Raw genomic sequence first — 20,967 nt, 5'->3', positions numbered from 1 at the left:
CGGTTCTTCAAGCCGCGGGCGCCGCACACGATTCTCGTTCGATCAGCCGCATGTCGACCACCGCCGAGTGAACCTCTGGAGCCTCGTTGTGCATCCTTTTCAGCAGCATCGACGAAATCTCATCCGAGAGCAAACGGATGTCCCATGCAAGCGCAGTGATCGATGGACTGTGGAGCTCGGAGAACTCTGTGTCGCCGATGGAGACAATGCTCACATTCCCGGGGATGCTCAACTTGGCCGACCTGATGGCGGCGAGCACGCCGGCGAGGATTCGGGTACCGAGGCACAGAAACGCAGTTGGCCGGTCCTTGCGCGTCATCATGCGAGCCGCTTGGTCGGGCGGAAAGTTCATCGACGAATCGGCAAAGCAAATCAGGGTTGGGTCATAGGCCAGGCCAGCTGCAGTCAAGCAGTCCTGGTAAGCCTGCACCCGGTCCCTGATGGGCTGAATCTGGCTACCAGGGGTCATCAAAGCGATGCGCTTGTGCCCGAGCCCGATCAGGTACTCGAGTGCTTCGGTGGTGCCTCGATAGTGGTCGACCTTGACTGCGCCCAGTTGCCGCCCGCCATCACGGTCGAAGAGCACTGTCGAGATGTCTCGGACCTCATTGATGACGTGCGCCACCGAATCCGTTTGACAAGGGCCAAGGATGATGCCGTCGACCTTGCGACTCTTGAAAAAGCGAATCAGCTGGACCTCGGTGGCAATGTCGTTGTTCGAACTGGCAACGAACAGTGCGTAGCCCTGCTCGGAAAGTCGCCGCTCGAGCGACTTGACCAGGCGTCCATAGAACGGATTCGAAATGTCGCTAACGATGATGCCGACCGCATGACTCTGCTTGGACCGCATGGTGCGCGCGATGGCATTGGGTTGATAGCCCAGCTTCGCCGCCACGTCCCCGACCTTCTTGATGGTCTCCTCGCTGACGCGACCCGTCTTATTGAGGGCTCGCGACGCCGTGCTGATAGACACGCCTGCCAATCGAGCGACGTCATGGATACCGACTGCTGACATCTCAACCTTTCTGCAACCCCAAAACTCTACAAGAACCAGCGGCCTGCTCGACTCCTCGGGTTAGCCCCAATGAATCCAACACCCCCTACTACCTACGATGCGGAAACGTTTCTGCACCAGGCGAAGCTTAAGTAACAGGAGCACAAATGACAACCCCCACATCCATCACGAAGCAGGAAGAACTGTTGACGGTCAACATCCACGACACGACCTACGTACCCGGCGCTGCGCCCGGTTCGGAAATCATTCCGCTGTTCCTTGACCGCGAGAACGGCATTTGGGTCTTGTATGGGAAGTTCGCGCCTGGCACGAAGCTGCCCAAGCACTTCCACACGGGCACCGTCCACTTCTTCACTACGAAGGGGCAATGGAACTACGTGGAGTACCCGCAAAACCCCCAGGCCGCCGGTAGCTACCTCTACGAACCAGGAGGTTCAATCCACACCTTCTCGGTGCCCGACGACGCAAAGGAGGCTGCCGAGGGCTTCATGGTGGTGTACGGCGCCAACATCAATTTCGATGGGGAGGCCTTTCTCGACATCCGCGACGCAGGTGCCATCGAAGACGGGATTCTCAGCTACGTGAAGAGCAAGGGACTGCCGGTTCCGGGTTACATCACGCCCAAGGGCGCCGACTTCAAGAACCGTCAAACACACGCAAACAAGTGAGCGACACCATGAATACTCGGAGACATTTCCTCGCACAAAGCGCCGCCATCACCCTCGGGACCTTCGCATCCTCGGCGTGGTCTCAAGCCAAGTGGACTGCGAAGAAGCCGATTACCTTGCTTGTACCCGGCCAAGCGGGGGGTAACTCGGACATCTTGGCTCGCTTGGTTTCTACCGCCATGGGCACCTCCCTTGGCCAACCCATCGTCGTCGACAACAAGCCGGGCGCTTCTGGGACGCTCGCCTCGGCCCTTCTTACCAAATCGCCGGGCGACGGCCAGACGCTGCTCGCCGCCAGCAGCGACACCCACACGGTCTATCCGCACTTCTTCAACAACAAGAACTTCCACCCGGAAGGTCACGTGCCGGTGGCGGTCATCTCCTTCGTGCCGTTCGCCCTTGCAGTGCGCAAGGACCTCGAGGTCAAGAATCTCAAGGAGTTCATCGCGCTAGCAAAAGACAAGCAGATGTCGTACTCCACGTGGGGCGTGGGAACAACCGGGCACGCGGCAACGATGCTGTTCATGCGAGCGTCCGGTGTCCAAGAAATGCTGCACGTCCCGTACACCGGCAGTGCGCCAGCCATTCAGGCGCTTATGGCCGGGCAGGTCGACGCCATGATGGGCGCGATTCCATTGATTTCCTCGGCGCGAGGCCAACTCAAGCCGCTGGCCGTGATGTCGAGAAGCCGTTCGCCCGCACTGAAGGACATCCCGACATTCGAAGAGTCGGGGCTGGTCATCAACGAGACCAAGGAGTTCTGGGTGGGCATCGTTGCGCCGCCGGGCACCCCGGATGACACAGTCAACGCAATCTCTGCCGAGATTCAGAAAGCGATGGCAACACCCGCAGTGAAGACTCGCATCGAAGAGCTTGGTGCCATTCCACAGTTCGTCGGCCCCAACGATTTCAGGCAGGTCATCAAGAAGGAATCCGCACAGTGGGCCCAAATCACGCGTGACGCTGGCGTCAAGCAGCAGGACGTCTAGAAGAGCGCAGGCTCGGTCAGCTCCGACAAGGTTGCTGACCGAGCCATGGCGCTGCAGTGAGAGGCCGGATATGAAGCAACTCAAGTTTGGAAACACCCGCGTCGACAGGGTCGTAGAAATCGACAACTTCTGGGTCGACCCAGCATGGCTCTACCCCAACATCGAGCCGGGAGTCGCGGCGCGACATCAGGCCGAGCTCGGGGCCAACCTGATCAGTTCGGGCGACTTCAAGCTCAACTTGAGCTTCCACAGCTACCTCATTCGCACCGGAACCGCGAACATTCTGGTGGACGCGTGCAACGGCAATCACAAGGACCGACCACGTGCCAAATGGCAGCACATGTTCAAGTCGAACGAGTACCTGAGCAATCTGGCCAGGCTGGGTCTGACCCCCGGTGACATCGACATGGTGCTATGCACGCATCTTCATACGGACCACGTCGGATGGAACACGATGCTCAGCAATGGGAGATGGGTGCCAACCTTCCCCAATGCGAAGTACATCTTCGCGAAGCAGGAGTTCGAACACTACTTGCGCCTTCACGAGAAGAAGCCCGAATTCCCCGTCAACCAAGGCTCCTTCGTCGACAGCGTCTTGCCGGTCGTCGAGGCCGGCCAAGCGTTGCTCGTCGACTCAAATCACCTGGTTGAAGGCGACTTGGCAAAGGGCGTCTGGCTTGAGGATGCGAAGGGACACACGCCGGGGCATGTCACCGTGAATGTCAAGGAGGGTGGCCAGCACGGGGTAATGACTGGCGACATCTTTCATCACCCCATCATCTTCCTGGAGCCTGGGCTCATCAACACCGGAGACTGGAATCCGGAGCTGGCGAGAGCCACGCGCCAGACGCTGGCAGAGCAGTTTGCCGACACGGACACGCTGCTGCTCACCATGCACTTCCCGGCCCCTACGGCCGGCCGCATCCACTCGTGCAACCACGGGTTCACGTTCAAGTACCTGCGCTAGGCGCCTGGTGCTGTTCCAATCATCGGGAGACATATCTTGAAGGCTCTGTACACACTCGTTCTCGGGCTGGGTCTGGCGTACGCCGGGCACGCGTGCGCGCAATCCAGCGACTATCCAACAAGGCCCATCAAACTGTTGCTGCCGTTGTCGGCCGGTAGCGGCGGCGACACTATCGGCCGCATGCTTGCCGAGTCCATGGCAAAGAAGTTGAACGGCTCAATCTTTGTCGACAACCGCGTCGGAGCAGGCGGCACCATTGGCGCAGCTCAAGCGGCAAGGTCGCCGAACGACGGGTACACCATCACCATGGGAGGAATGACGTCCCACATCATTGCGCCGGCGGTGTACGCAAAACTTCCGTACGACCCCGTCACCGACTTCAGCCAAATTGGCAGAATCGGGACAGCTGGGGTCGTGGTCGTCTCCAGCATTGACTTTCCAGCGAAGAACCTCAAGGACCTCATCGCCAACTCCAAGGGTCAGGACAAGCCCCTGCAGTACGGCACATGGGGTCACGGCTCAACGGGTCATCTCTGTGGTGAGGTGCTTGTCCAAAAGGCGGGCGCGCGACTGGACCATATCCCATTCAAGTCCTCAGGTGACCTCGTGACGGGTCTGCTCGGAGGGCACATCCGAGTGGGTGTGCTGGACATGGGAACCGCATCTCCGTTGGTCAAGTCCGGGAAGATTCGCGCCTTGGGAATTTGTGGCAGCCGCTCGCCGAGCATGCCGGAAGTGGGCACCTATCCGGAACAAGGCATTGACTTTCGCAGTGAGCTCAGCTGGACGCTGCTCGCCCCTGCTGGCGTCTCGCCAACCATCGTGAACAAGCTGACCGCTGCACTTCGCGACACCCTCGAAGAAAAGGCAACTGCCGACCGCCTGTTGGACCTGGGTGTCCAGCCGGCCTACCTCCCGCCCGACGAGCTGCGCAAGCTCATGCGCGAAGACATCGCGATATGGAAAAAGGTGGCGGAAACGGCCAACGTGAAGCCGGAGTAGACGCTCCACGAACAGGCTCGGCGACTCCAGCAGCGGAAGCTGGAGCCTGAATGCATTGCAGCCATGTCCGCGGGCGAGTCGTTGCGAGCAGCGAAGGAGCGCCGCCACTTCTGGCGCCATTGAAAGGCACCCACGTTCGACGCGCCTCATTCGCAGCTGTGCCGTCGGCATGGCCCGCGCTGCCTGCGAGAAGCAGCGCGGCGGATAAGAAGGACCGGGACATGAAGGCATGTTTAGCCCTGGTCTCGCCTATCGCTTCGGGGCACGGGTAATGCGCAGGATGTGGTGTTCCCTGAATTCGAAGTCCGGAACATCCAGATCGGCCATCCGCAGCAGCTGCGCGTCCTGGTCCGCGTACTGCTTGATCGAGCGGCCAGCGTAGTCCCATTCACCAAAGCGGCAAGGGTCGCGATAGCCGCCTTGCCACGGGCGCACCGGCGCGTAGCGGTCCGCGCCCTTGGGCACGTGTTCGACCTCGCATCCGTYGGCCGGGCCCACCAGGGAGTAGACGAAGAACGATGGACGCTCGGCCGCAATTGGACGCTGGTTCCAGGTGTAGGTGGTTTGCGCCTGAAGGTCATCGAGCATCGCATCGGTGGTTCGCACGACGGCCAGAGGTGTACGTTGGAAGGTGTAAAACCTTGGGCTGCCCTTCGGAATCTCCGCAAGGTCGATGTCCAGGTAGACCGCCTCCTTGCTTTCCTGCCCAGTCATCCAGTACACGAAGGCAACCCAGGCGCCCGTGGCGACCAGGAAGGCGATCACAAGCAGAACGCGACGTGGGGTCACTTCGTATCGAGGAAGTCAGCGACAAGACGAAGACTTTCGGACTGGATCTGGGTCCGCGTCCATGAAAGGAATGGTCCCACACTACTCGCCTTTCTGTTCGCCCGCCATCGGCACTGATCGTCTTTGCGAGCGCTCAGGCACCATCAAATATAGTGCGCAACTGTGACGATCAAACGCGCCTGGCTCGCAGCGAGCTCGGCGTTTCGTGCGATCCGGCATGGGCTTGCGCAATCGGCCGGCCAGAACCGGCCCTTCCCGACTACGCCTCATTCAGCTATGGTGCGTTCCACGGGACTGCCCCCCGCCCCGAACCGCGGCCGCTGACGGTCCTCGCGGTCGAAGAACAATCTGGTGATGTATGGAAGTTCCACTGCTCGCACACGCAACGAAGCTCACGACCCTCTCGGTCTTTGCGTTGGTCGCCTTGGTGGCCATCGCAACACCAGGGCCGACCGTGTTGCTGGCGCTGGCCAATGGGTCACGCTATGGCGTGCGCCGGTCCCTTCCCGGAATGTTCGGCGCAGTCATGTCTGACTTCGTGCTGGTCGGCGCCGTCGCACTGGGTCTCGGCGCCTTGCTTGCTGCATCGGAGTTCTGGTTTTCCGTCRTGAAATGGTTCGGCGCGGCTTACCTCGCGTGGATTGGCCTCAGGCTGTTGCGCTCAAACGGAGCTCTGGACCTTTCGCAATCGGAAGCGGAAATCAGCGATGCTGCAGCGGGACGCGTCTTCGCGAAGTCCTTTCTGGTCGCAGTCACCAACCCAAAAGGGTACCTGTTCTGTTCGGCATTGCTGCCGCAGTTCATCGACGCAGCTACGCCACAATGGCCGCAGTACGTCGTGATTGGCCTGGTGTTCGCAGGGCTGGACTTCGCTGTCATGCTGGGCTACGCGGTGGTCGGAGCGCGCGCCGTAAGGCTGCTGCATCAGCGAGCAGTCCTTTGGCTGGACCGCTCCTGCGGCGSCGCGYTGYTGGCSYTGGCKGGCTCGCTGGCGTTCTACCGCCGAAGCGCCAGCTAGGGTCAATCCGAAGTTCGACGACGTGTGTCGGCCAAAAGCTGTCAGTTGCGACAGTCCGCTTTCCGCATCCGCATTCACCCGACCGTGACGGCGGAGTCTTTTCATCGGTCATGTCGTACAGGTGGCATTCGGCGTCTCCTCCGACGATCATTCCCAAGAGAAGCTCTGCTTTCGACAGCGCGCTGACATGCTCCCCGTGAGCACGAAATCGGTGTAGTGTCATCCACTGGAGTGGCCCCCGGGCGGCCTGACCGTGGCTTCCCGCGGACGCCGTCCGGCCAGCACGGTCATGGTCAATGGAGTTGCACGATGCGGACCCATCATTGGACAACAACTCGGTTCGACCCCGTACGGCGAACTCTCATAGGCACGGCAGCTGCGCTCGCGGCGGCGCCACAGGCTGTGCTGGCGCAACCCGTGACGCGTAAGGTCCGGTTGGCCTTCCTGGGCGGCACCGCTCCCGACTCCGGCACCATGACCAACTTGGTCGACCCGTTCCGCCTCGGCATGCGCGAGTTGGGCTATGTCGAGGGCCTGAACCTCACCATCGAGTTCCGCTGGGCCGAGGGGCAACCGGTACGCCTGCCGGCGCTGCTGGCCGAGCTGATCCGACTCGATCCCGACGTCCTCGTCACGTCCGGCCCGGGCCCCGCGTTGGTGGCCAAGGACGCCACGAGTTCCCTCCCCGTCGTTGCCGTGGCGGTGGACGATCCGGTTCAGATGGGACTTGCCGCCAGCTTCGCCCGTCCTGGTCGCAATTTCACCGGGGTGTCGGCGGCATTCTCCGGCATCCTTGCCAAGCGCCTTCAGCTGCTGAAGGACTTCGTGCCCTCCGCGCGCCAGTTCGCCGTGCTCTACAACCCGCACACGGCGCAGCGAACGACCATCGCCAACGACATCGCGAGCTACGAACACACGCTCGGGGTGCCGGTCGTGCTCCTCGAAGCCCGCGGCCCGGACGACTTCGACGCTGCGTTCGCATCGATCGCAAGGGACCGGGTCGATGCCGTCGCGATCCTCGCGGATGCCACCTTCTGGACGCACCGTGCCAGGCTGGCTGAGCTGTGTTTGAAGCACCGTCTGCCGTCGGTCTGGGGGCACAAGAGCTATCTCGACGTCGGTGGGCTGGTCTCGTACCAAGGTGACTTTGCAGCGATGTTCAGGCGCTCGGCGACGCTGGTGGACAAGATCCTTAAGGGTACGAAGCCGGGCGACATCGCCTTCGAGCAGGCGACCAAGCTCAATCTAGTCGTCAACCGGAAGGCTGCAAAGGCTCTAGGACTCACGATCCCGCAAAACGTGCTGATGGKCGCCGACGAACTCATCGATTAACAAGGCGTCGAATGTTCCTGCGCTGTGCTGATGCAGCGTCGCTCTGGCCCTCGACGCGCAGCCCGAGACCGCGGCCGGGCCAGCCCAGCCCGCTGACCAGGTGAGCTGCCTCCCGCAATGTGGCTTTGCGCCTCTAAATTCCACGTGCTGAACGGCGCCTTCGGGCCCACTGACGCCGGCGCGCGTGCGGCAGAAGTCGAGCAACCCCATAACGCCGCCGCGAAGCTGACGTCCACCTCTCGGGCCTAGGTTTGGCTATTTGGCGGCTGGGGACCTGGAGTGATCACTCCTGAAGATTCCATGGCAGGCGCACTGTCCTCGAGCGCTGGGTCGGCGCTGCTCGAATCTTCCGCGCTCATCATGGTGCCAGCGGCGACGCCACTCAATGCGCCGGCAACGGCACCCAGCGCGCCACCTACCACCACACCCACCGGGCCGCCCACCACGACGCCGATGGTGGCGCCGATGGCCGCACCGCCCACCACGCCGCCACCCGTCAACACCGACTTGGCCTCGCGCTCGGCTTCCGCGGGCTCCATCGGCATCTGTGCCGCCGGGTTCGGGTCCTGCGACGGAACACCGTGGCCGGGACGGGCCTGCTCGGCAAGGTCCTCGTCGTGAGGTGCGGAGTGCGACGAATGAGTGGTGGACGCGTTCATATGGGTTTCCTCGGGAAGTTGACGATCAACGAGGACGAAGCTCGATCGAGCCACAAACTCTTATACGGCCCGTGCCTGACCGGTAGCGTCCTCCTGCAGGCCGAGGGGCCGTAGGACAACGAGACCGATGCATTCGGGATCACCTTCGGGACCGCAAATCGCCTGTCTCACCCACCGCAGCCGCCTGATGACAATCGAACCGAAGCTCCTTGCCGGCCGGGCGGATCAGTGCCTTCAGCCCGAAGTGATTGCTGAAGGCCTGCGACTGGGTATAGCCGCGCGTGAAGCCGAGCTTCAGTCCGTCCAACTCCCCCGCCTTGATGACGATGCGCAGGGCGGGGCAACGGGCGCTGCCCGCGCCGTGGAACCCGTGGCGGAATTCGATCCGGCTACAAGATGCCGGAGATCATCATCCCCAGCCCCACGATGCTCACCACCCAGATCGTCGTGCGCAGATAGGTGATGCCGGCGCAGTAGACCGGGACGTACAGCACCCGAGCCCAGAAGAAGATCTGCGCGCCCATGGCGATCCTCGGGCTGGTGGCGCCCGACGCGTGCGCCACCAGCGCGATCGCGGCGAACAGCACGAAGTTCTCGAACGTGTTGCGGGCGGCGCGCTCGGCGCGTCCTGCGAAGGGCGTGGCCTCGGGCAGCTTGTCGCGGTTGCTCAGCGCGATCATGGTGCCGGACGGCGTCCAGCCCTTGACCCGGATCAGGCTCGCGAGAAGCAGCGTGAGCCACGTCAGGATGGCCATGTAGATCACGAGCGTCAGGGTGCTGGTCATGTCGAGGTCCTTGTGGGGCTGGGTGGATCGGCTCAGCGGTTGAGAAAGTAGATGTCCGGCTTGTCGATCACCCCGACCTTCTGCATCGTCTCGCGCAGCTCCGCGGATTCGGCGAAGGCCTTGGCCCGGGCGACGTCCTGCGCCTCGAACAGCAGCACGACCTCGTTGGCGTCATCGACGCTGCGCAGCAGGTATTTTTCGGTGAGCCCGGCCTCGTCGCGCTTGGGCGAATGGGCGTCGTAGCCCGCCTTCCAGACGGTGAAGTCCTTGACCTTGTGCCTGACCAGCATGAAACCGTTCATGACGATGCTCCTCGATCGAGTGGTGTCAGCGGAAACCAACCGGTCGCGGCAGCGCTGACCAAGCCGCGTTCCGTCGCTGTGACACAGCGGCCTTCCTCTTTCCCTCGGCGATTCGGCGTGGGCGAACGATAGGCGCCGTGGGCGTCCGCGTCTCGTCGGGGTTTGTACCTATCACCTGCCGGCCGGCGCGCCCAGCCTCCCTACACTCACCCCCCATGGCCAAGGAAAAAACCCTCTACGTCTGCAGCGAATGCGGCGGCACCAGCCCCAAGTGGCTCGGCAAATGCCCGAGTTGCGGCGCCTGGAACACATTGATCGAACAGGTCGCCGGCCCCGCGGGCGGCGCTGCCAACAACCGCTTCGGCACCCAGTTCTCGTCGCTGGCCGGCTCGGCCGAGCTCGCGACCCTTTCCGAAATCGAAGCCACCGACTTCGCGCGCGCGCCGACCGGCATCGACGAGCTCGACCGCGTGCTGGGCGGCGGCATCGTCGACGGCGGCGTGACCTTGATCGGCGGCGACCCGGGCATCGGCAAGTCGACCTTGCTGCTGCAGGCGGTCGATGCGCTGCAGCACGCCGGCCGCAACGCGCTCTACGTCACGGGCGAGGAAAGCGGCGCCCAGGTGGCCTTGCGCTCGCGCCGGCTCGGCCTCGACCATTCGCAGGTGCAGGTGCTGGCCGAGATCCAGCTGGAGAAGATCATCGCCACGCTGGACGCGCACCGCCCGGCGATCGCGGTCATCGACTCGATACAGACCGTGTACTCCGACCAGCTCACCTCGGCCCCGGGCTCGGTGGCCCAGGTGCGCGAGTGCGCCGCGCACCTCACGCGCTTCGCCAAGGCCAGCGGCACCGCCATCGTGCTGGTCGGCCACGTCACCAAGGAGGGCGCGCTGGCCGGCCCGCGCGTGCTGGAGCACATGGTCGACACGGTGCTGTACTTCGAGGGCGACACGCATTCGAGCTTCCGCCTGGTCCGGGCCATCAAGAACCGCTTCGGCGCGGTCAACGAGATCGGCGTCTTCGCGATGACCGAGCGCGGCCTGAAGGGCGTGACCAACCCGAGCGCCATCTTCTTGAGCCAGCACGCCGAACCGGTGCCCGGCAGCGTGGTGCTGGTCACGCTCGAAGGCACGCGGCCGATGCTGGTCGAGATCCAGGCGCTGGTCGACAACGGCGGCCCCAGCCCGCGGCGGCTGTCGGTGGGCCTCGACCGCGATCGCCTGGCGATGCTGCTGGCGGTGCTGCACCGGCATGCGGGCGTGGCCTGCATGGACCAGGACGTGTTCGTCAACGCGGTGGGCGGGGTGCGCATCAGCGAGCCCGCGGCCGACCTGGCGGTGATGCTCGCGATCGCGTCGAGCCTGCGCGGCAAGCCGCTGCCCAAGGGCTTCATCGCCTTCGGTGAAGTGGGGCTGGCCGGCGAGGTGCGGCCTGCGCCGCGCGGGCAGGAGCGGCTGCGCGAGGCGGCCAAGCTGGGCTTCAGCGTGGCGGTGGTGCCGAAGGCCAACGCGCCGCGCAAGGGCACGAAGGAGATCGAGGGGCTGACGATCCATGCGGTGGAGCGGATCGAGGAGGCCTTGGATATCGTGCGGCAGATGCATTAAGCCCCCCGGCTTTCCCTGTCCTGCGGCATGTCGGTTCTCTCATCCAGCGGGAAATCCGAACGGGGAATCCAAGCCGTTGAGCGACGGGCGGACGATGCCTATGCAACGGCCGCGTCGCCCTCGGGTGGTCTGCGACGCCACTTCGAAACGCTACAGCCGAAGCGGCTCCCGAACCATCGGGAGAACGCGCTCGAGGACGAGAAACCCAGCAGCGTCGCGACTTCGGACAGCGGGCGATCGCGGCTTTCCACATAGCGCGTCACGAGCTCCGAGCGCACCGCATCGAGGATCGACGAATAGCTCTCTCCGCCTTGCGCGAGATGGCGTTGCACGGTCCTGGGCTCCACGCCGAGGTGCTGCGCCACCCGCTCCACCGAGCACGCGCCTGATGGAAGCAGCGCCAGGATCAGTTCACTGACCTTTTCGGACATGCTGGCATTGGACTGCGCCAGCATCGCGTCGAGGTATTGGCGCGTCTGATGCGCCATGACCGGGTCATAGGACGGGATCGCGGCGTCCAGGTCCGAGGCCAGGCACACGATGCCGTCGAAGTCCTGGTTGAATGCAATCGCCGAGCCGAAGACCCGCGTGTGTACGGCGAGGCTGGCCGGCGCATTGTGCGTGAAGCAGATCCTGCGCGGCCTCCAGTCCGCACCGACAATGATCCTCAGCATCCGGTGCAGAACGCCGAGCATGAGTTGCGTCGCCTGGCGCACCGAGCCCGGAAAGCCACCCAGCATGTCTTCGCGAATGATGGCCAGGCCCTCCGTCTCCTCGACCCTCAGGAAGACCGCCTCGTTCTGCAGTCGAAGGTAGTGCGCGATCGATTCGAGCGTCTTGCGCAGCGTCGGCTCTTCGCGCGCCACGAAGCCAAGGGGTCCGAGGTTGGAGAGTTCGCGGGTTTCGGCCATGCGCAGGCCGAAATCATCGATGCCCGCCGCCTGCGCCGACGCTTCCAGCAGACGCCCCACCGCCCCGGCCGGAATCTTGATGTCCGGATCCAGCAGCACCGACCGGTTGATGCCGGCAGCACTCAACTGTCGGTAGGGGTCGAGGCCAACCGATCGCGCGACTTCGACGTAATTGGTCAGGCTCGCGCTGCGAAGCAAGTAGGCCATCCTGAGCTCCTGCGATGTCGCGATATGCAAAACCATTGTCGCGTTTTGTCAAACCGAAATCCATGCGATCTCGATACTTCCCTGGCCCGCACAGCAACCATGCACCGAGCAAATTCATTCCGAACCGACAACCCCCGAGGACGACAAACCATGCATTTCCTAGACGACTCCCTGCTGCCTGAAAACCAGGAAAAACTCGTGATCCAGGTCGCGCCCTACGGTCCGCAATGGGTGCCCGGCGACTCGGACGATATTCCGGTCACGATGGACCAGCAGGTCCAGAAGGCCGTCGATTGCTACAACGCCGGCGCCACGGTGCTCCACGTGCATGTGCGCGAAGAAGACGGCAAGGGCAGCAAGCGGCTGTCCAAGTTCAACGAGATGATCGCCCGCCTGCGCGAAGCGGTGCCGAAGATGGTGCTGCAGGTCGGCGGCTCGATCTCCTTTGCACCGGAGGGTGAGGGCCAGGCGGCCAAGTGGATGAACGACGACACGCGCCACATGCTGGCCGAACTGAATCCGCGGCCCGACCAGGTGACCGTTGCGATCAACACGAGCCAGATGAACGTGATGGAATTGATGACCGAGGCCGACATCGCCGGAACCTCGCTCACCAACCCGGCATTGCAGGCCGCCTACCGCGACATGATCGTGCCGTCCAATCCGTCCTGGCATGTCGAACACATCAGGCGCCTGGTCGCCAACGGCATCCAGCCGCATTTCATGCTGGGCCACCTCACGCAACTGGAAACGGTTGAACGCCTGATCCGGCGCGGCGCCTACACCGGCCCGCTGATCCTCAACTACGTGGCCATCGGCGGCGGCGCAGCCGGGCTGAATCCGGCCGACATGATCGAATTCGCCCGCCGCACGCCCGACGGTGCCGTGCTCACGCTGGAAACCCTGAATCGCAACGTGGTGCCGATGAACACCATGGCCATCGCGCTGGGCCTGCATGTGCGCGTCGGTATCGAGGACACGCTCTTCGGACCCGACGGCGAACGCGCAACCTCGGTGCAGCAAATCGAGAAGATGGTGCGCATTGCCCGCGAGCTCAACCGGGACATCGCGACGGGCGAAGACGCACACCGCATCTACCAGATCGGCACCCAGTGGGATTCCGCCGACGAGACCCTCGAGCGTCTGGGCATGCCGCCCAGCCGGGCGCCGGCACAGCGCAGCACGCAGCTGCGCAGGGTCGCCTGAGTCAACACGCAGGGATCGCCGCGGCAGCGTATCGCGGCCGTCCCTGCACCAGTCGGAATCCCCCAAGGAGACACATGATGTTCTGGAAGAAAAGCCCCAACGCGGTCCTTGCATCGCTGCTGGTCATTCACGTGCTCGCCCACATCGACCGCAACATGCTGTTGGGCTTTTCGCCGCAGGTCATCAAGGATCTGGCACTCAACAACGCGCAGTACGGATTTCTGGTCGGCTCCGTCTGGGTGCTCAGCTTCGGTTTCATGGCCATGTTCATGGGCACGCTGGCCGATCGTTTCAGCCGGACGCGGGTCATCGCTGCCGGCGTGCTGATCTGGAGCGTCTGCACCTGGGCTTCCGGACATGCCCAGAGCTTCGAACAGATGGCCGTTGCGCGCTTCTTCGTCGCCAGCGGCGAAGCGGCACTGGTGCCGGCCGCGGTGGCCCTGCTGGCCGAACTGTTCTCCGAGAAACGGCGGGGCACGGCGATGGGCGTCTTCTTCGTGGGCATCCCGCTGGGCATCGGATTGAGCTTCCTGCTGGCCGGCACGGTGGGGGCGAGCCTCGGCTGGCGCTCGACCTTCACGGTGCTCGGCATCGTCGGGGCGGCGATCGCCGTTCCGCTGGCCCTCCTGCGCGAGGAGCGTGGACAAGGGCGCGAAAAGAATTCGGTCCCGCAACGCGGCCAGCCCTTTGTTGCCCAGGTCCGCGCAGTGCTTGGCGTTGTCGGGCACAACCGTGCCTTGCAATTCGCCATCGTCGGCTTCGTGCTGGTGCACATGGTGTTCGCGGGTTTCTCATTCGCCCAACTGTGGATGGTGCGCGAGCGCGGCTTCGATGCGGCCGGCATCGCGAAGACCATCGGCGCGTTGCAGATCGTGTTCGGCGTGCTCGGCGCGGTGGTCGGCGGCGTGCTGAGCGACCGCTTCGCCAAGCGCCTCCCGGGCGGTCATGCAAGCTTCATGGCCCTGCTGATCGTGCTGTGCGCACCGTTGATGATCGCCTACCGCTTCGCGCCGGCCGGGTCGGCGCTGTTCTATGCGGGCATGTGCGCAGGCTTCTTCCTGCCGCTGGCGCTCTACGGCCCGGCCAACACCATGATCCAGGGCTTGACGCCGGCGCAGATGCGCTCGACCGTCGCGGGCGTCACGATGCTGCTGATCAATGTGTTCGCCCTCGCGATCGGGACGGTGGCGGTCGGCATGGTGAGCGACCACCTGGTCGAGGCCGGCAGCGCCCATGCATTGACCTCGGTGCTGCTCGGGACCGACATCCTGGCCATCGGCGCCGGGCTGTTGTTCTGGCTCGCCGCGCGCCAGGTGCGCCTGGGCCGTGCGCAGCTCGACCTGTCGGCGCGCCCGACGCTGGCGCACTGAATGCGCCGCCCCATTCGACGATTCGACAACATCAAGGAAACGAAGAAATGAGCAACGAGACAAACCGCAGCACCACCCCGATCTGCGACCAATTGCGCGCGACCGGGAAGTGGAATCCGGCCTGGGATTCCTTTGCGGAACTCGATCCGCTGTGGACCGAGAAATTCATGGCAATGGGCATGCACCCGATCATGTCGGGCGTGCTCGAGCCGAAGGTGCTGGAATTCATCGCCATCGCGGTCGATGCGTCGTGCACCCATATGTACGCGCCGGGCACGCGCCGTCACATCCGCAAGGCCCTCGAACTGGGCGCCACCCCGCAAGAGATCACTGCCGTGCTGCAGGCGGTCAGCGTGCTCGGCATCCATACCAGCAGCCTGGGGGCGCCGATCCTGCTGGAGGAACTGGCAGCCATCGAACAGGCCAGGGCAAGCAGCGCTCAGGCAACCCATGCGCAGTAGTCGCCGTGCCCGTCGCACGAGAAAATTTCCGCCATGAGCGATGGCTTCGCATGGGTTGCTTTCGCGGGCTCCACGTACGTGGAGATACGTGGCGCCCGGGATATGCCGGCCATGCTGACGGATCAAGAATAAAGGTTGCTCGCGTGCTGGTAGGTCGCATGACCGATGCGAACTCGCGCAGGTGCTGGTTTTGACTCAACACTGCCCACTATCGGTGCGGCGGATCTGGAGGTGGAAAATGAAGCGTAGTCTTTTTGCGTCCATTGCCGCGACTGCAGTTGCCCTAACGATGCTCGCGTCATGCGGGAGTCAGCAGGAAGCAAAATTGGCCCAGACGGCCGATAAAGGCGCGAGTGCGCTGGAAGCGCCGTTCAAGGAGAGGGAAGCGCGGGAGACGGCGATCGACGCCTACATGTACGCCTATCCGCTGGTCACGATGGAACTGACGCGGCGCGTGAGCACCAACGTCACCAAGGACGAAGGACATCGCGGTGCGCCGATGGGGCAGTTCGCGAGGTTGCGCACGTATCCCGATCCGTCGTTCACGTCGGTCACGGCGCCCAATGCCGACACCCTCTACACGGTTGCGTGGTTGGATGTTTCCAGGGAACCGTGGATCGTGAGCGTCCCGGACATGAAGGGCCGCTATTTCCTGTTCCCGATGCTCGATGGCTGGACCAATGTCTTTCAGGATCCCGGCAAGCGCACGACGGGAACGGGTCCGCAGAAGTACGCGATCACCGGCCCCGGCTGGAAGGGCACGCTTCCGCCCGGCGTGACCGAGTACAAGTCGTCCACAGGCTTGGTCTGGATCCTCGGCCGTATCTACTGCACCGGCACGCCGGAGGACTACAGGCTGGTCCACGCGGCGCAGGACAAGGTCTCGGCTGTGCCGTTGAGCTCGTACGGCAAGCCGTACACGCCGCCCGCGGGTGTCATCGATCCGAGCATCGACACCAAGACGCCCGTGCGCGAGCAGGTCAATGCCATGGACGCGATGGCCTTCTTCAAGCTCTTCGCGCAACTCCTGAAGACCAACCCTCCCACAGCCGAGGACGCGCCCATGGTCGCGAAGCTCGCCACCATCGGAATCGTCCCCGGCCAGGACTTCGACCCTTCCAAGCTCGATCCGGCTGCCGTCAAGGGCATCGCGGCCTCGCCCAAGCCGGCGCAGGACAAGATCATTGCCTGGCAGAAGGAGGGGCTGCTGGCCGGCGATGCCAAGCTCGAGGATGGCTGGTTCTTTTCGACCAAGACGGGCTTGTATGGCACGCAGTACAGGCAACGGGCGCTGGTCACCTGGATCGGTCTGGGTGCGAACCGTCCGCAGGACGCGATCTATCCGTTCTCCGAAGGCCCGGACATCCTGAAGAAATTCAGCGGCGACAAGAAGTACGTCATGCGCTTCAACAAGGGAGAGTTGCCCCCCGTCAAAGGCTTCTGGTCGCTGACGATGTACAACGACAAGTACTTTTTCGTCGTGAATCCGCTCAATCGCTACACAGTGAGCCAGCGCAGCAAGTTCAAGACCAACCCCGATGGGTCCATCGATCTCTACATCCAGAACGAATCCCCGGGCACCGACAAAGAATCGAACTGGCTGCCCGCACCCAAGGACAATTTCATCCTGATGTTGCGCATGTACTGGCCGAACGAGCAGCGACCGTCCATCATTGACGGCAGTTGGAAGGTTCCGAGGGTGGCAGAGGTGTCGTAGCGCCAAGAATAACCACCCCCGGTCGAAAGTGACTCGGGGGTCGATGGCTTCTTGCTTGGGATCGGCATTGGCACTTCAGGCCAACCCCTGGCACATCGGGGCGCCAACCACCACCAGGACCAGGCGAGGCCTGCGATCCACGCGATCCGGAGGCCCGCGAAGTTTCAAATTTCTCGGCTGAATTGCTGCAGGGGGAAAGCAGCAGACTGCAACATCTGCTTGCCGCGCGCCCTCTCCCTGGCACCTTTGAGTGAATAATTGTTCACGAAAATCCCGGGAAGCATTAAGATCGCCCCGTGAAACCCAAGGACGAAGAAAAGCTCCGCGCCATCGCCGAGGCCACCTTCACGCTGGTCGAGCAGACCGGCCTGAGCGGGCTGACCATGGCGGCCATCGCGCGCGAGGCGGGGCTGGCCACGGGCACGCTGTACGTCTACTTCAAGTCGAAGGAAGAGCTGATGGTCGCGCTCTACGAGCAGGCCAAGACGGCGACCACCGCCAGCCTCCTGCAGGGCGACGACCCGAAGGCGCCGTTTCGTAGCCGCTTCCAGCACATGTGGATGAACTGGCTCGAGCACCGCCTCACGCACTATGCGCAGGTCGTGTTCATCGAGCAGTACTACAACTCCCCCTGGTTCAGTGAAGAGAGCCGCAACCTCTCGGCCCGGCTCATCAAGGGTTGGATCGACCTGATCGAGAGCGCCAAGGCGCAGCAGATATTGAAAGACGTGCCCACCGTGCTGCTGATCAACAGCTTCGGCGGCTCGGTGCGCGAGACCGCCAACCTGCTGCGCTCCGGTGCGCTCAAGCGCACCGACGCCAACCTGGCGATGGCCTTCGGGCTCTGCTGGGACGGCATCAAAGCCTGAAACCGCTTGACCTGCCAAGGCCACAGGTCTATTGTTTGGCCGAACTAATATTCATCCAAGAGAGAGCCCCACCATGACCACCACCCTCCACATCAACGGCAAGGACCGGCAGGTCGATGCCGATCCCTCCACCCCGATCCTCTGGGCCCTGCGCGACACGCTCGGCATGACCGGCACCAAGTTCGGCTGCGGCGCGGCGCTGTGCGGCGCCTGCACGGTGCATCTCAATGGCCAGCCGATCCGCTCGTGCGTGACGCCGATCTCGGCCGCGGCGGGCCAGAAGATCACCACCATCGAAGCGGTCACCGACGGCGGCGACAAGGTCGGCAAGGCCGTTCACGACGCCTGGGTCAAGCATGACGTGGCGCAGTGCGGCTACTGTCAGAGCGGGCAGATCATGTCGGCCACCGCTTTCCTCAAGACGGTCGCGCCCGGCAAGCAGCCCAGCGCTGCCGACATCGATTCGGCCATGGCCGGCAACATCTGCCGCTGCGGCACCTACGCGCGCATCCGCGCCGCCGTCGCCGACGCCGCCAAGGCCCTGGCTTGAAGAACAAGGGGATCACCATGAAGTTCGACCCGATCACTTTCGAGYTGCCCGCCAACCTGCGCGCCCTGATGACGACGCGCGACGATGAAGACGCCGAACCCCAAGGCCTCCCGCGCCGCAGCTTCCTCAAGCTCACGGCGGCGGGCGGCTTCGCGCTCGGCGTCTTCCCGGCGGCCGTGCTGGCGCAGGACAAGGGCGCGGCGGCCGCACCCGGCGCAGCACCGGCCAAGCCCGCAGGCCTGAAGCCGCTGCAGCAGCCGTCGGCCTTCGTGCGCATCGACCGCGACGGCACCACCACCATCACCATCAACCGGCTCGACTTCGGCCAGGGCGTGCAGACCGGCCTGCCGATGATCCTGGCCGAAGAACTCGACGCCGACTGGTCGAAGGTCAAGAGCGTGCACGGCAGCAATGACCCGGCGTATGTCGATCCCATGTTCGGCATGCACATCACGGGCGGCTCGGGCTCGATCAAGAACTCGTACACGCAGTACCGCGAACTCGGCGCCCGCACGCGCGCCATGCTGGTCGGCGCGGCGGCCGCCAAGTGGAAGGTCGATGCCGCGACGCTGCAGACGCGCGACGGCGTCGTCATCGGCCCCGGCGGCAAGAAGCTCAGCTATGGCGAACTGGCCGAAGCGGCGATGAAGCTGCCGGTGCCCGACGCGGTCAAGCTCAAGGACCCGAAGGACTTCCGCCTCATCGGCAAGCCCACCGGCCGGCTCGATGCGCAGGCCAAGTCCAGCGGCCACCAGAGCTACGGCATCGACATGGCGCTGCCCGGCATGCTGACCGCCGTGGTGTCGCATCCGCCGGTGTTCGGGGCCAAGCTCAAGTCGGTGGACGACAGCGCGGCGAAGGCGGTCAAGGGCGTCAAGGCCGTGCTGCGCGTGCCGCTCGACCGCGGCGCCGAAGGCGTGGCCGTGGTCGCCGATGGCTACTGGGCCGCCAAGCAGGGCCGCGATGCGCTCAAGATCGAATGGGACACCAGCGCGGTCGAGAAGGTCGACAGCGAGAAGCAGTTGGTGCAGTACCGCGAGCTCGCGACCCAGCCGGGCAAGCGCAAGTACGACGCCGATGTCTCGAAGCTCGCCGACGCGCCGCACAAGATCAACGCCGAGTTCGTCTTCCCCTACCTCGCGCACGCGCCGATGGAGCCGCTCAACTGCACCGTGAGCCTGGCCGGCGGCAAGGCCGAAGTGTGGACCGGCACGCAGATGCCGGGCATCGACGGCATGGCGGCCGCGAAGGTGCTGGGCGTGCCGCCCGAGAACGTCAAGGTCAACGTGCAGATGGCGGGCGGCGGCTTCGGCCGTCGCGGCTTGCTGACCAGCGACTTCGTGGTCGAGGCCTGCACCGTCGTCAAGGCCGCGCAGGCGGCGGGCATCAAGGCGCCGATCCGCACGCTGTGGAGCCGCGAAGACGACATCAAGGGCGGCTACTACCGTCCAATGCATCTGCACACCGCGAAAATCGGCTTCGATGCGCAAGGCAAGGTCACGGGCTGGGACCACGTCATCGTCGGCCAGTCGCTGCTGATGGGCAGCATGTTCGAGCCGATGATGGTCAAGGACGGCATCGACGGCACCGCCGTCGAGGGCATGAAGGAGCCGTACGCGCTGCCGATGCGGCTCACGGTGCACCACCCCAAGCTCAACGTGCCGGTGCTGTGGTGGCGCAGCGTGGGCTCGACCCACACCGCCTTCGTCATGGAGACGCTGCTCGACGAGATCGCCCGTACGACCAAGCAGGACCCGGTGGCCTACCGCATGAAGCTCATTGGCGACCAGCACCCGCGGCACAAGGCGGCGCTGCAGCTCGCCGTGGACAAGTCCGGCTACGGCAAGAAGAAGCTCGAAGCGGGCCGGGCCTGGGGCGTGGCGGTGCACGAGTCTTTCAACTCGGTGGTGGCGTATGTGGTCGAAGCCTCGGTGAAGGACGGCACGCCCACGCTGCACAACGTGACTGCGGGCGTGCACTGCAACCTGGTGGTCAACCCGAAAAGCGTGGAAGCGCAGGTGCAGGGTGCGGCGGTGATGGGCCTGTCGATGTGCCTGCCCGGCGCGGCGATCACGCTGAAGGACGGGGTGGTGCAGCAGAGCAATTTTGGGGACTTCGTGGTGCCCCGCATCACGGACATGCCGCAGATTGCGGTGTACACGGTGCCCAGTGCGGATGCGCCTACGGGCATGGGCGAGCCGGGGCTGCCGCCGCTCGCGCCGGCGTTTGCGAATGCGGTGGCGGCGATCACGGGCAAGCCGGTGCGGGAGCTGCCTTTCAAGCTGGCTTGAGGGGATAGCGGGGGGGCGGCGCGATCAAAGAACCTATGATCCACGCCCCCCAACCCGATACGAAAAAGACCTTCTGCCGTGAGCACCCTAGCGCCCTGTCCCCAATGCAATTCTGAATACACCTACGAGGACGGCCTGAACCTGGTCTGCCCCGAATGCGGCCACGAATGGCCCGCGGTGGCTGCCGCCGCCGAGGGTGCGGCCGATGACAGCAAAAAAGTGATCAAGGACTCGGTCGGCAATGTGCTGAAC

At 64.0% G+C, this 20,967-nt stretch carries 21 protein-coding genes and 1 pseudogene; 15 read left to right on the top strand and 7 right to left on the bottom strand.

The window, feature by feature from the left end; all coding sequences use genetic code 11:
* Positions 1-7 precede the first annotated feature (7 nt).
* Positions 8-1,015 carry a LacI family DNA-binding transcriptional regulator gene (locus tag AC1D2E_RS17095; RefSeq protein ID WP_478198484.1) on the bottom strand — a complete coding sequence of 336 codons (1,008 nt, stop codon included), beginning with the start codon at positions 1,013-1,015 and terminating at the stop codon, positions 8-10.
* 146 nt (positions 1,016-1,161) lie between these two features.
* Between AC1D2E_RS17095 and AC1D2E_RS17090 the strand changes: the two genes are divergently transcribed.
* From AC1D2E_RS17090 to AC1D2E_RS17075, 4 genes are all read left to right on the top strand, one after another.
* Complete coding sequence (locus AC1D2E_RS17090) at positions 1,162-1,683, top strand: 2,4'-dihydroxyacetophenone dioxygenase family protein (RefSeq protein WP_478198483.1); 522 nt, start codon at positions 1,162-1,164, stop codon at positions 1,681-1,683.
* A complete protein-coding gene (locus tag AC1D2E_RS17085) occupies positions 1,680-2,672 on the top strand; it encodes a Bug family tripartite tricarboxylate transporter substrate binding protein (protein ID WP_478198482.1) in 993 nt (330 codons plus the stop codon). The genes AC1D2E_RS17090 and AC1D2E_RS17085 overlap by 4 nt, the downstream gene beginning before the upstream one ends.
* 70 nt (positions 2,673-2,742) lie before the next feature.
* On the top strand, positions 2,743-3,639 hold the full coding sequence (locus AC1D2E_RS17080; protein WP_478198481.1) for an MBL fold metallo-hydrolase: 897 nt from the start codon (positions 2,743-2,745) through the stop codon (positions 3,637-3,639).
* A 36-nt stretch (positions 3,640-3,675) separates the two neighbouring features.
* Complete coding sequence (locus AC1D2E_RS17075) at positions 3,676-4,641, top strand: Bug family tripartite tricarboxylate transporter substrate binding protein (protein WP_478198480.1); 966 nt, start codon at positions 3,676-3,678, stop codon at positions 4,639-4,641.
* Positions 4,642-4,890: 249 nt separating this feature from the next.
* On the opposite strand, the gene AC1D2E_RS17070 is transcribed toward AC1D2E_RS17075, so the two are convergent.
* Positions 4,891-5,406 (bottom strand): Rieske (2Fe-2S) protein, encoded by a 516-nt coding sequence (locus AC1D2E_RS17070; protein ID WP_478198479.1) that lies wholly within the window; start codon positions 5,404-5,406, stop codon positions 4,891-4,893.
* 382 nt (positions 5,407-5,788) lie between these two features.
* Between AC1D2E_RS17070 and AC1D2E_RS17065 the strand changes: the two genes are divergently transcribed.
* Positions 5,789-6,448 carry a LysE family translocator gene (locus AC1D2E_RS17065; RefSeq protein ID WP_478198478.1) on the top strand — a complete coding sequence of 220 codons (660 nt, stop codon included), beginning with the start codon at positions 5,789-5,791 and terminating at the stop codon, positions 6,446-6,448.
* Between the two features lie 474 nt (positions 6,449-6,922).
* Positions 6,923-7,780, top strand: coding sequence for an ABC transporter substrate-binding protein (locus tag AC1D2E_RS17060; RefSeq protein ID WP_478198477.1), 858 nt, complete (start codon positions 6,923-6,925; stop codon positions 7,778-7,780).
* 245 nt (positions 7,781-8,025) lie between these two features.
* On the opposite strand, the gene AC1D2E_RS17055 is transcribed toward AC1D2E_RS17060, so the two are convergent.
* From AC1D2E_RS17055 to AC1D2E_RS17040, 4 genes are all read right to left on the bottom strand, one after another.
* Positions 8,026-8,439: a hypothetical protein gene (locus AC1D2E_RS17055; RefSeq protein WP_478198476.1), complete on the bottom strand. Its 414-nt coding sequence runs from the start codon at positions 8,437-8,439 to the stop codon at positions 8,026-8,028.
* A gap of 139 nt (positions 8,440-8,578) precedes the next feature.
* A complete protein-coding gene (locus tag AC1D2E_RS17050) occupies positions 8,579-8,746 on the bottom strand; it encodes a hypothetical protein (RefSeq protein ID WP_478198475.1) in 168 nt (55 codons plus the stop codon).
* 82 nt (positions 8,747-8,828) lie between these two features.
* Positions 8,829-9,224 carry an MAPEG family protein gene (locus tag AC1D2E_RS17045; RefSeq protein WP_478198474.1) on the bottom strand — a complete coding sequence of 132 codons (396 nt, stop codon included), beginning with the start codon at positions 9,222-9,224 and terminating at the stop codon, positions 8,829-8,831.
* Positions 9,225-9,256: 32 nt separating this feature from the next.
* Positions 9,257-9,526: a hypothetical protein gene (locus AC1D2E_RS17040; protein ID WP_478198473.1), complete on the bottom strand. Its 270-nt coding sequence runs from the start codon at positions 9,524-9,526 to the stop codon at positions 9,257-9,259.
* 215 nt (positions 9,527-9,741) lie between these two features.
* Here AC1D2E_RS17040 and radA point away from each other — a divergent pair, with 215 nt between their 5' ends.
* Positions 9,742-11,133 carry a DNA repair protein RadA gene (gene radA, locus AC1D2E_RS17035; protein ID WP_478198472.1) on the top strand — a complete coding sequence of 464 codons (1,392 nt, stop codon included), beginning with the start codon at positions 9,742-9,744 and terminating at the stop codon, positions 11,131-11,133.
* Positions 11,134-11,231: 98 nt separating this feature from the next.
* Here the strand turns inward: radA and AC1D2E_RS17030 are convergent, their stop codons facing one another.
* Entirely contained in the window at positions 11,232-12,251 is a 1,020-nt protein-coding gene (locus AC1D2E_RS17030) for an AraC family transcriptional regulator (RefSeq protein WP_478198471.1), read from the bottom strand.
* A gap of 150 nt (positions 12,252-12,401) precedes the next feature.
* Here AC1D2E_RS17030 and AC1D2E_RS17025 point away from each other — a divergent pair, with 150 nt between their 5' ends.
* From AC1D2E_RS17025 to AC1D2E_RS16990, 8 genes and pseudogenes are all read left to right on the top strand, one after another.
* A complete protein-coding gene (locus AC1D2E_RS17025; protein WP_478198470.1) occupies positions 12,402-13,457 on the top strand; it encodes a beta-keto acid cleavage family enzyme in 1,056 nt (351 codons plus the stop codon).
* Positions 13,458-13,534: 77 nt separating this feature from the next.
* On the top strand, positions 13,535-14,827 hold the full coding sequence (locus AC1D2E_RS17020) for an MFS transporter (RefSeq protein WP_478198469.1): 1,293 nt from the start codon (positions 13,535-13,537) through the stop codon (positions 14,825-14,827).
* 47 nt (positions 14,828-14,874) lie between these two features.
* Positions 14,875-15,288, top strand: coding sequence for a carboxymuconolactone decarboxylase family protein (locus AC1D2E_RS17015; protein WP_478198468.1), 414 nt, complete (start codon positions 14,875-14,877; stop codon positions 15,286-15,288).
* A 181-nt stretch (positions 15,289-15,469) separates the two neighbouring features.
* Positions 15,470-17,005, top strand: coding sequence for a DUF1254 domain-containing protein (locus AC1D2E_RS17010; RefSeq protein WP_478198467.1), 1,536 nt, complete (start codon positions 15,470-15,472; stop codon positions 17,003-17,005).
* Positions 17,006-17,301: 296 nt separating this feature from the next.
* Positions 17,302-17,874 (top strand): TetR/AcrR family transcriptional regulator, encoded by a 573-nt coding sequence (locus AC1D2E_RS17005; protein ID WP_478198466.1) that lies wholly within the window; start codon positions 17,302-17,304, stop codon positions 17,872-17,874.
* A 73-nt stretch (positions 17,875-17,947) separates the two neighbouring features.
* A complete protein-coding gene (locus AC1D2E_RS17000; protein WP_478198465.1) occupies positions 17,948-18,424 on the top strand; it encodes a (2Fe-2S)-binding protein in 477 nt (158 codons plus the stop codon).
* 17 nt (positions 18,425-18,441) lie between these two features.
* A complete protein-coding gene (locus tag AC1D2E_RS16995) occupies positions 18,442-20,715 on the top strand; it encodes a xanthine dehydrogenase family protein molybdopterin-binding subunit (protein WP_478198464.1) in 2,274 nt (757 codons plus the stop codon).
* A 78-nt stretch (positions 20,716-20,793) separates the two neighbouring features.
* Positions 20,794-20,967 (top strand): annotated as a pseudogene (locus AC1D2E_RS16990) (alkylphosphonate utilization protein); the annotation flags it as partial.

The sequence above is a fragment of the Variovorax sp. P1_H2 genome, assembly GCF_056405295.1.
Note: the sequence above shows the minus strand (reverse complement) of the source record. Positions and strands in the feature narration are given on the sequence as shown.

Bases quoted from the DNA above. Each gene is read 5' to 3' on its own strand.
- AC1D2E_RS17095 (WP_478198484.1), bottom strand. From the start codon at position 1,015: ATGTCAGCAGTCGGTATCCATGACGTCGCTCGATTGGCAGGCGTGTCT.
- AC1D2E_RS17090 (WP_478198483.1), top strand. From the start codon at position 1,162: ATGACAACCCCCACATCCATCACGAAGCAGGAAGAACTGTTGACGGTC.
- AC1D2E_RS17080 (WP_478198481.1), top strand. From the start codon at position 2,743: ATGAAGCAACTCAAGTTTGGAAACACCCGCGTCGACAGGGTCGTAGAA.
- AC1D2E_RS17055 (WP_478198476.1), bottom strand. From the start codon at position 8,439: ATGAACGCGTCCACCACTCATTCGTCGCACTCCGCACCTCACGACGAG.
- AC1D2E_RS17045 (WP_478198474.1), bottom strand. From the start codon at position 9,224: ATGACCAGCACCCTGACGCTCGTGATCTACATGGCCATCCTGACGTGG.
- AC1D2E_RS17040 (WP_478198473.1), bottom strand. From the start codon at position 9,526: ATGAACGGTTTCATGCTGGTCAGGCACAAGGTCAAGGACTTCACCGTC.
- radA (WP_478198472.1), top strand. From the start codon at position 9,742: ATGGCCAAGGAAAAAACCCTCTACGTCTGCAGCGAATGCGGCGGCACC.
- AC1D2E_RS17030 (WP_478198471.1), bottom strand. From the start codon at position 12,251: ATGGCCTACTTGCTTCGCAGCGCGAGCCTGACCAATTACGTCGAAGTC.
- AC1D2E_RS17025 (WP_478198470.1), top strand. From the start codon at position 12,402: ATGCATTTCCTAGACGACTCCCTGCTGCCTGAAAACCAGGAAAAACTC.
- AC1D2E_RS17020 (WP_478198469.1), top strand. From the start codon at position 13,535: ATGTTCTGGAAGAAAAGCCCCAACGCGGTCCTTGCATCGCTGCTGGTC.
- AC1D2E_RS17015 (WP_478198468.1), top strand. From the start codon at position 14,875: ATGAGCAACGAGACAAACCGCAGCACCACCCCGATCTGCGACCAATTG.
- AC1D2E_RS17000 (WP_478198465.1), top strand. From the start codon at position 17,948: ATGACCACCACCCTCCACATCAACGGCAAGGACCGGCAGGTCGATGCC.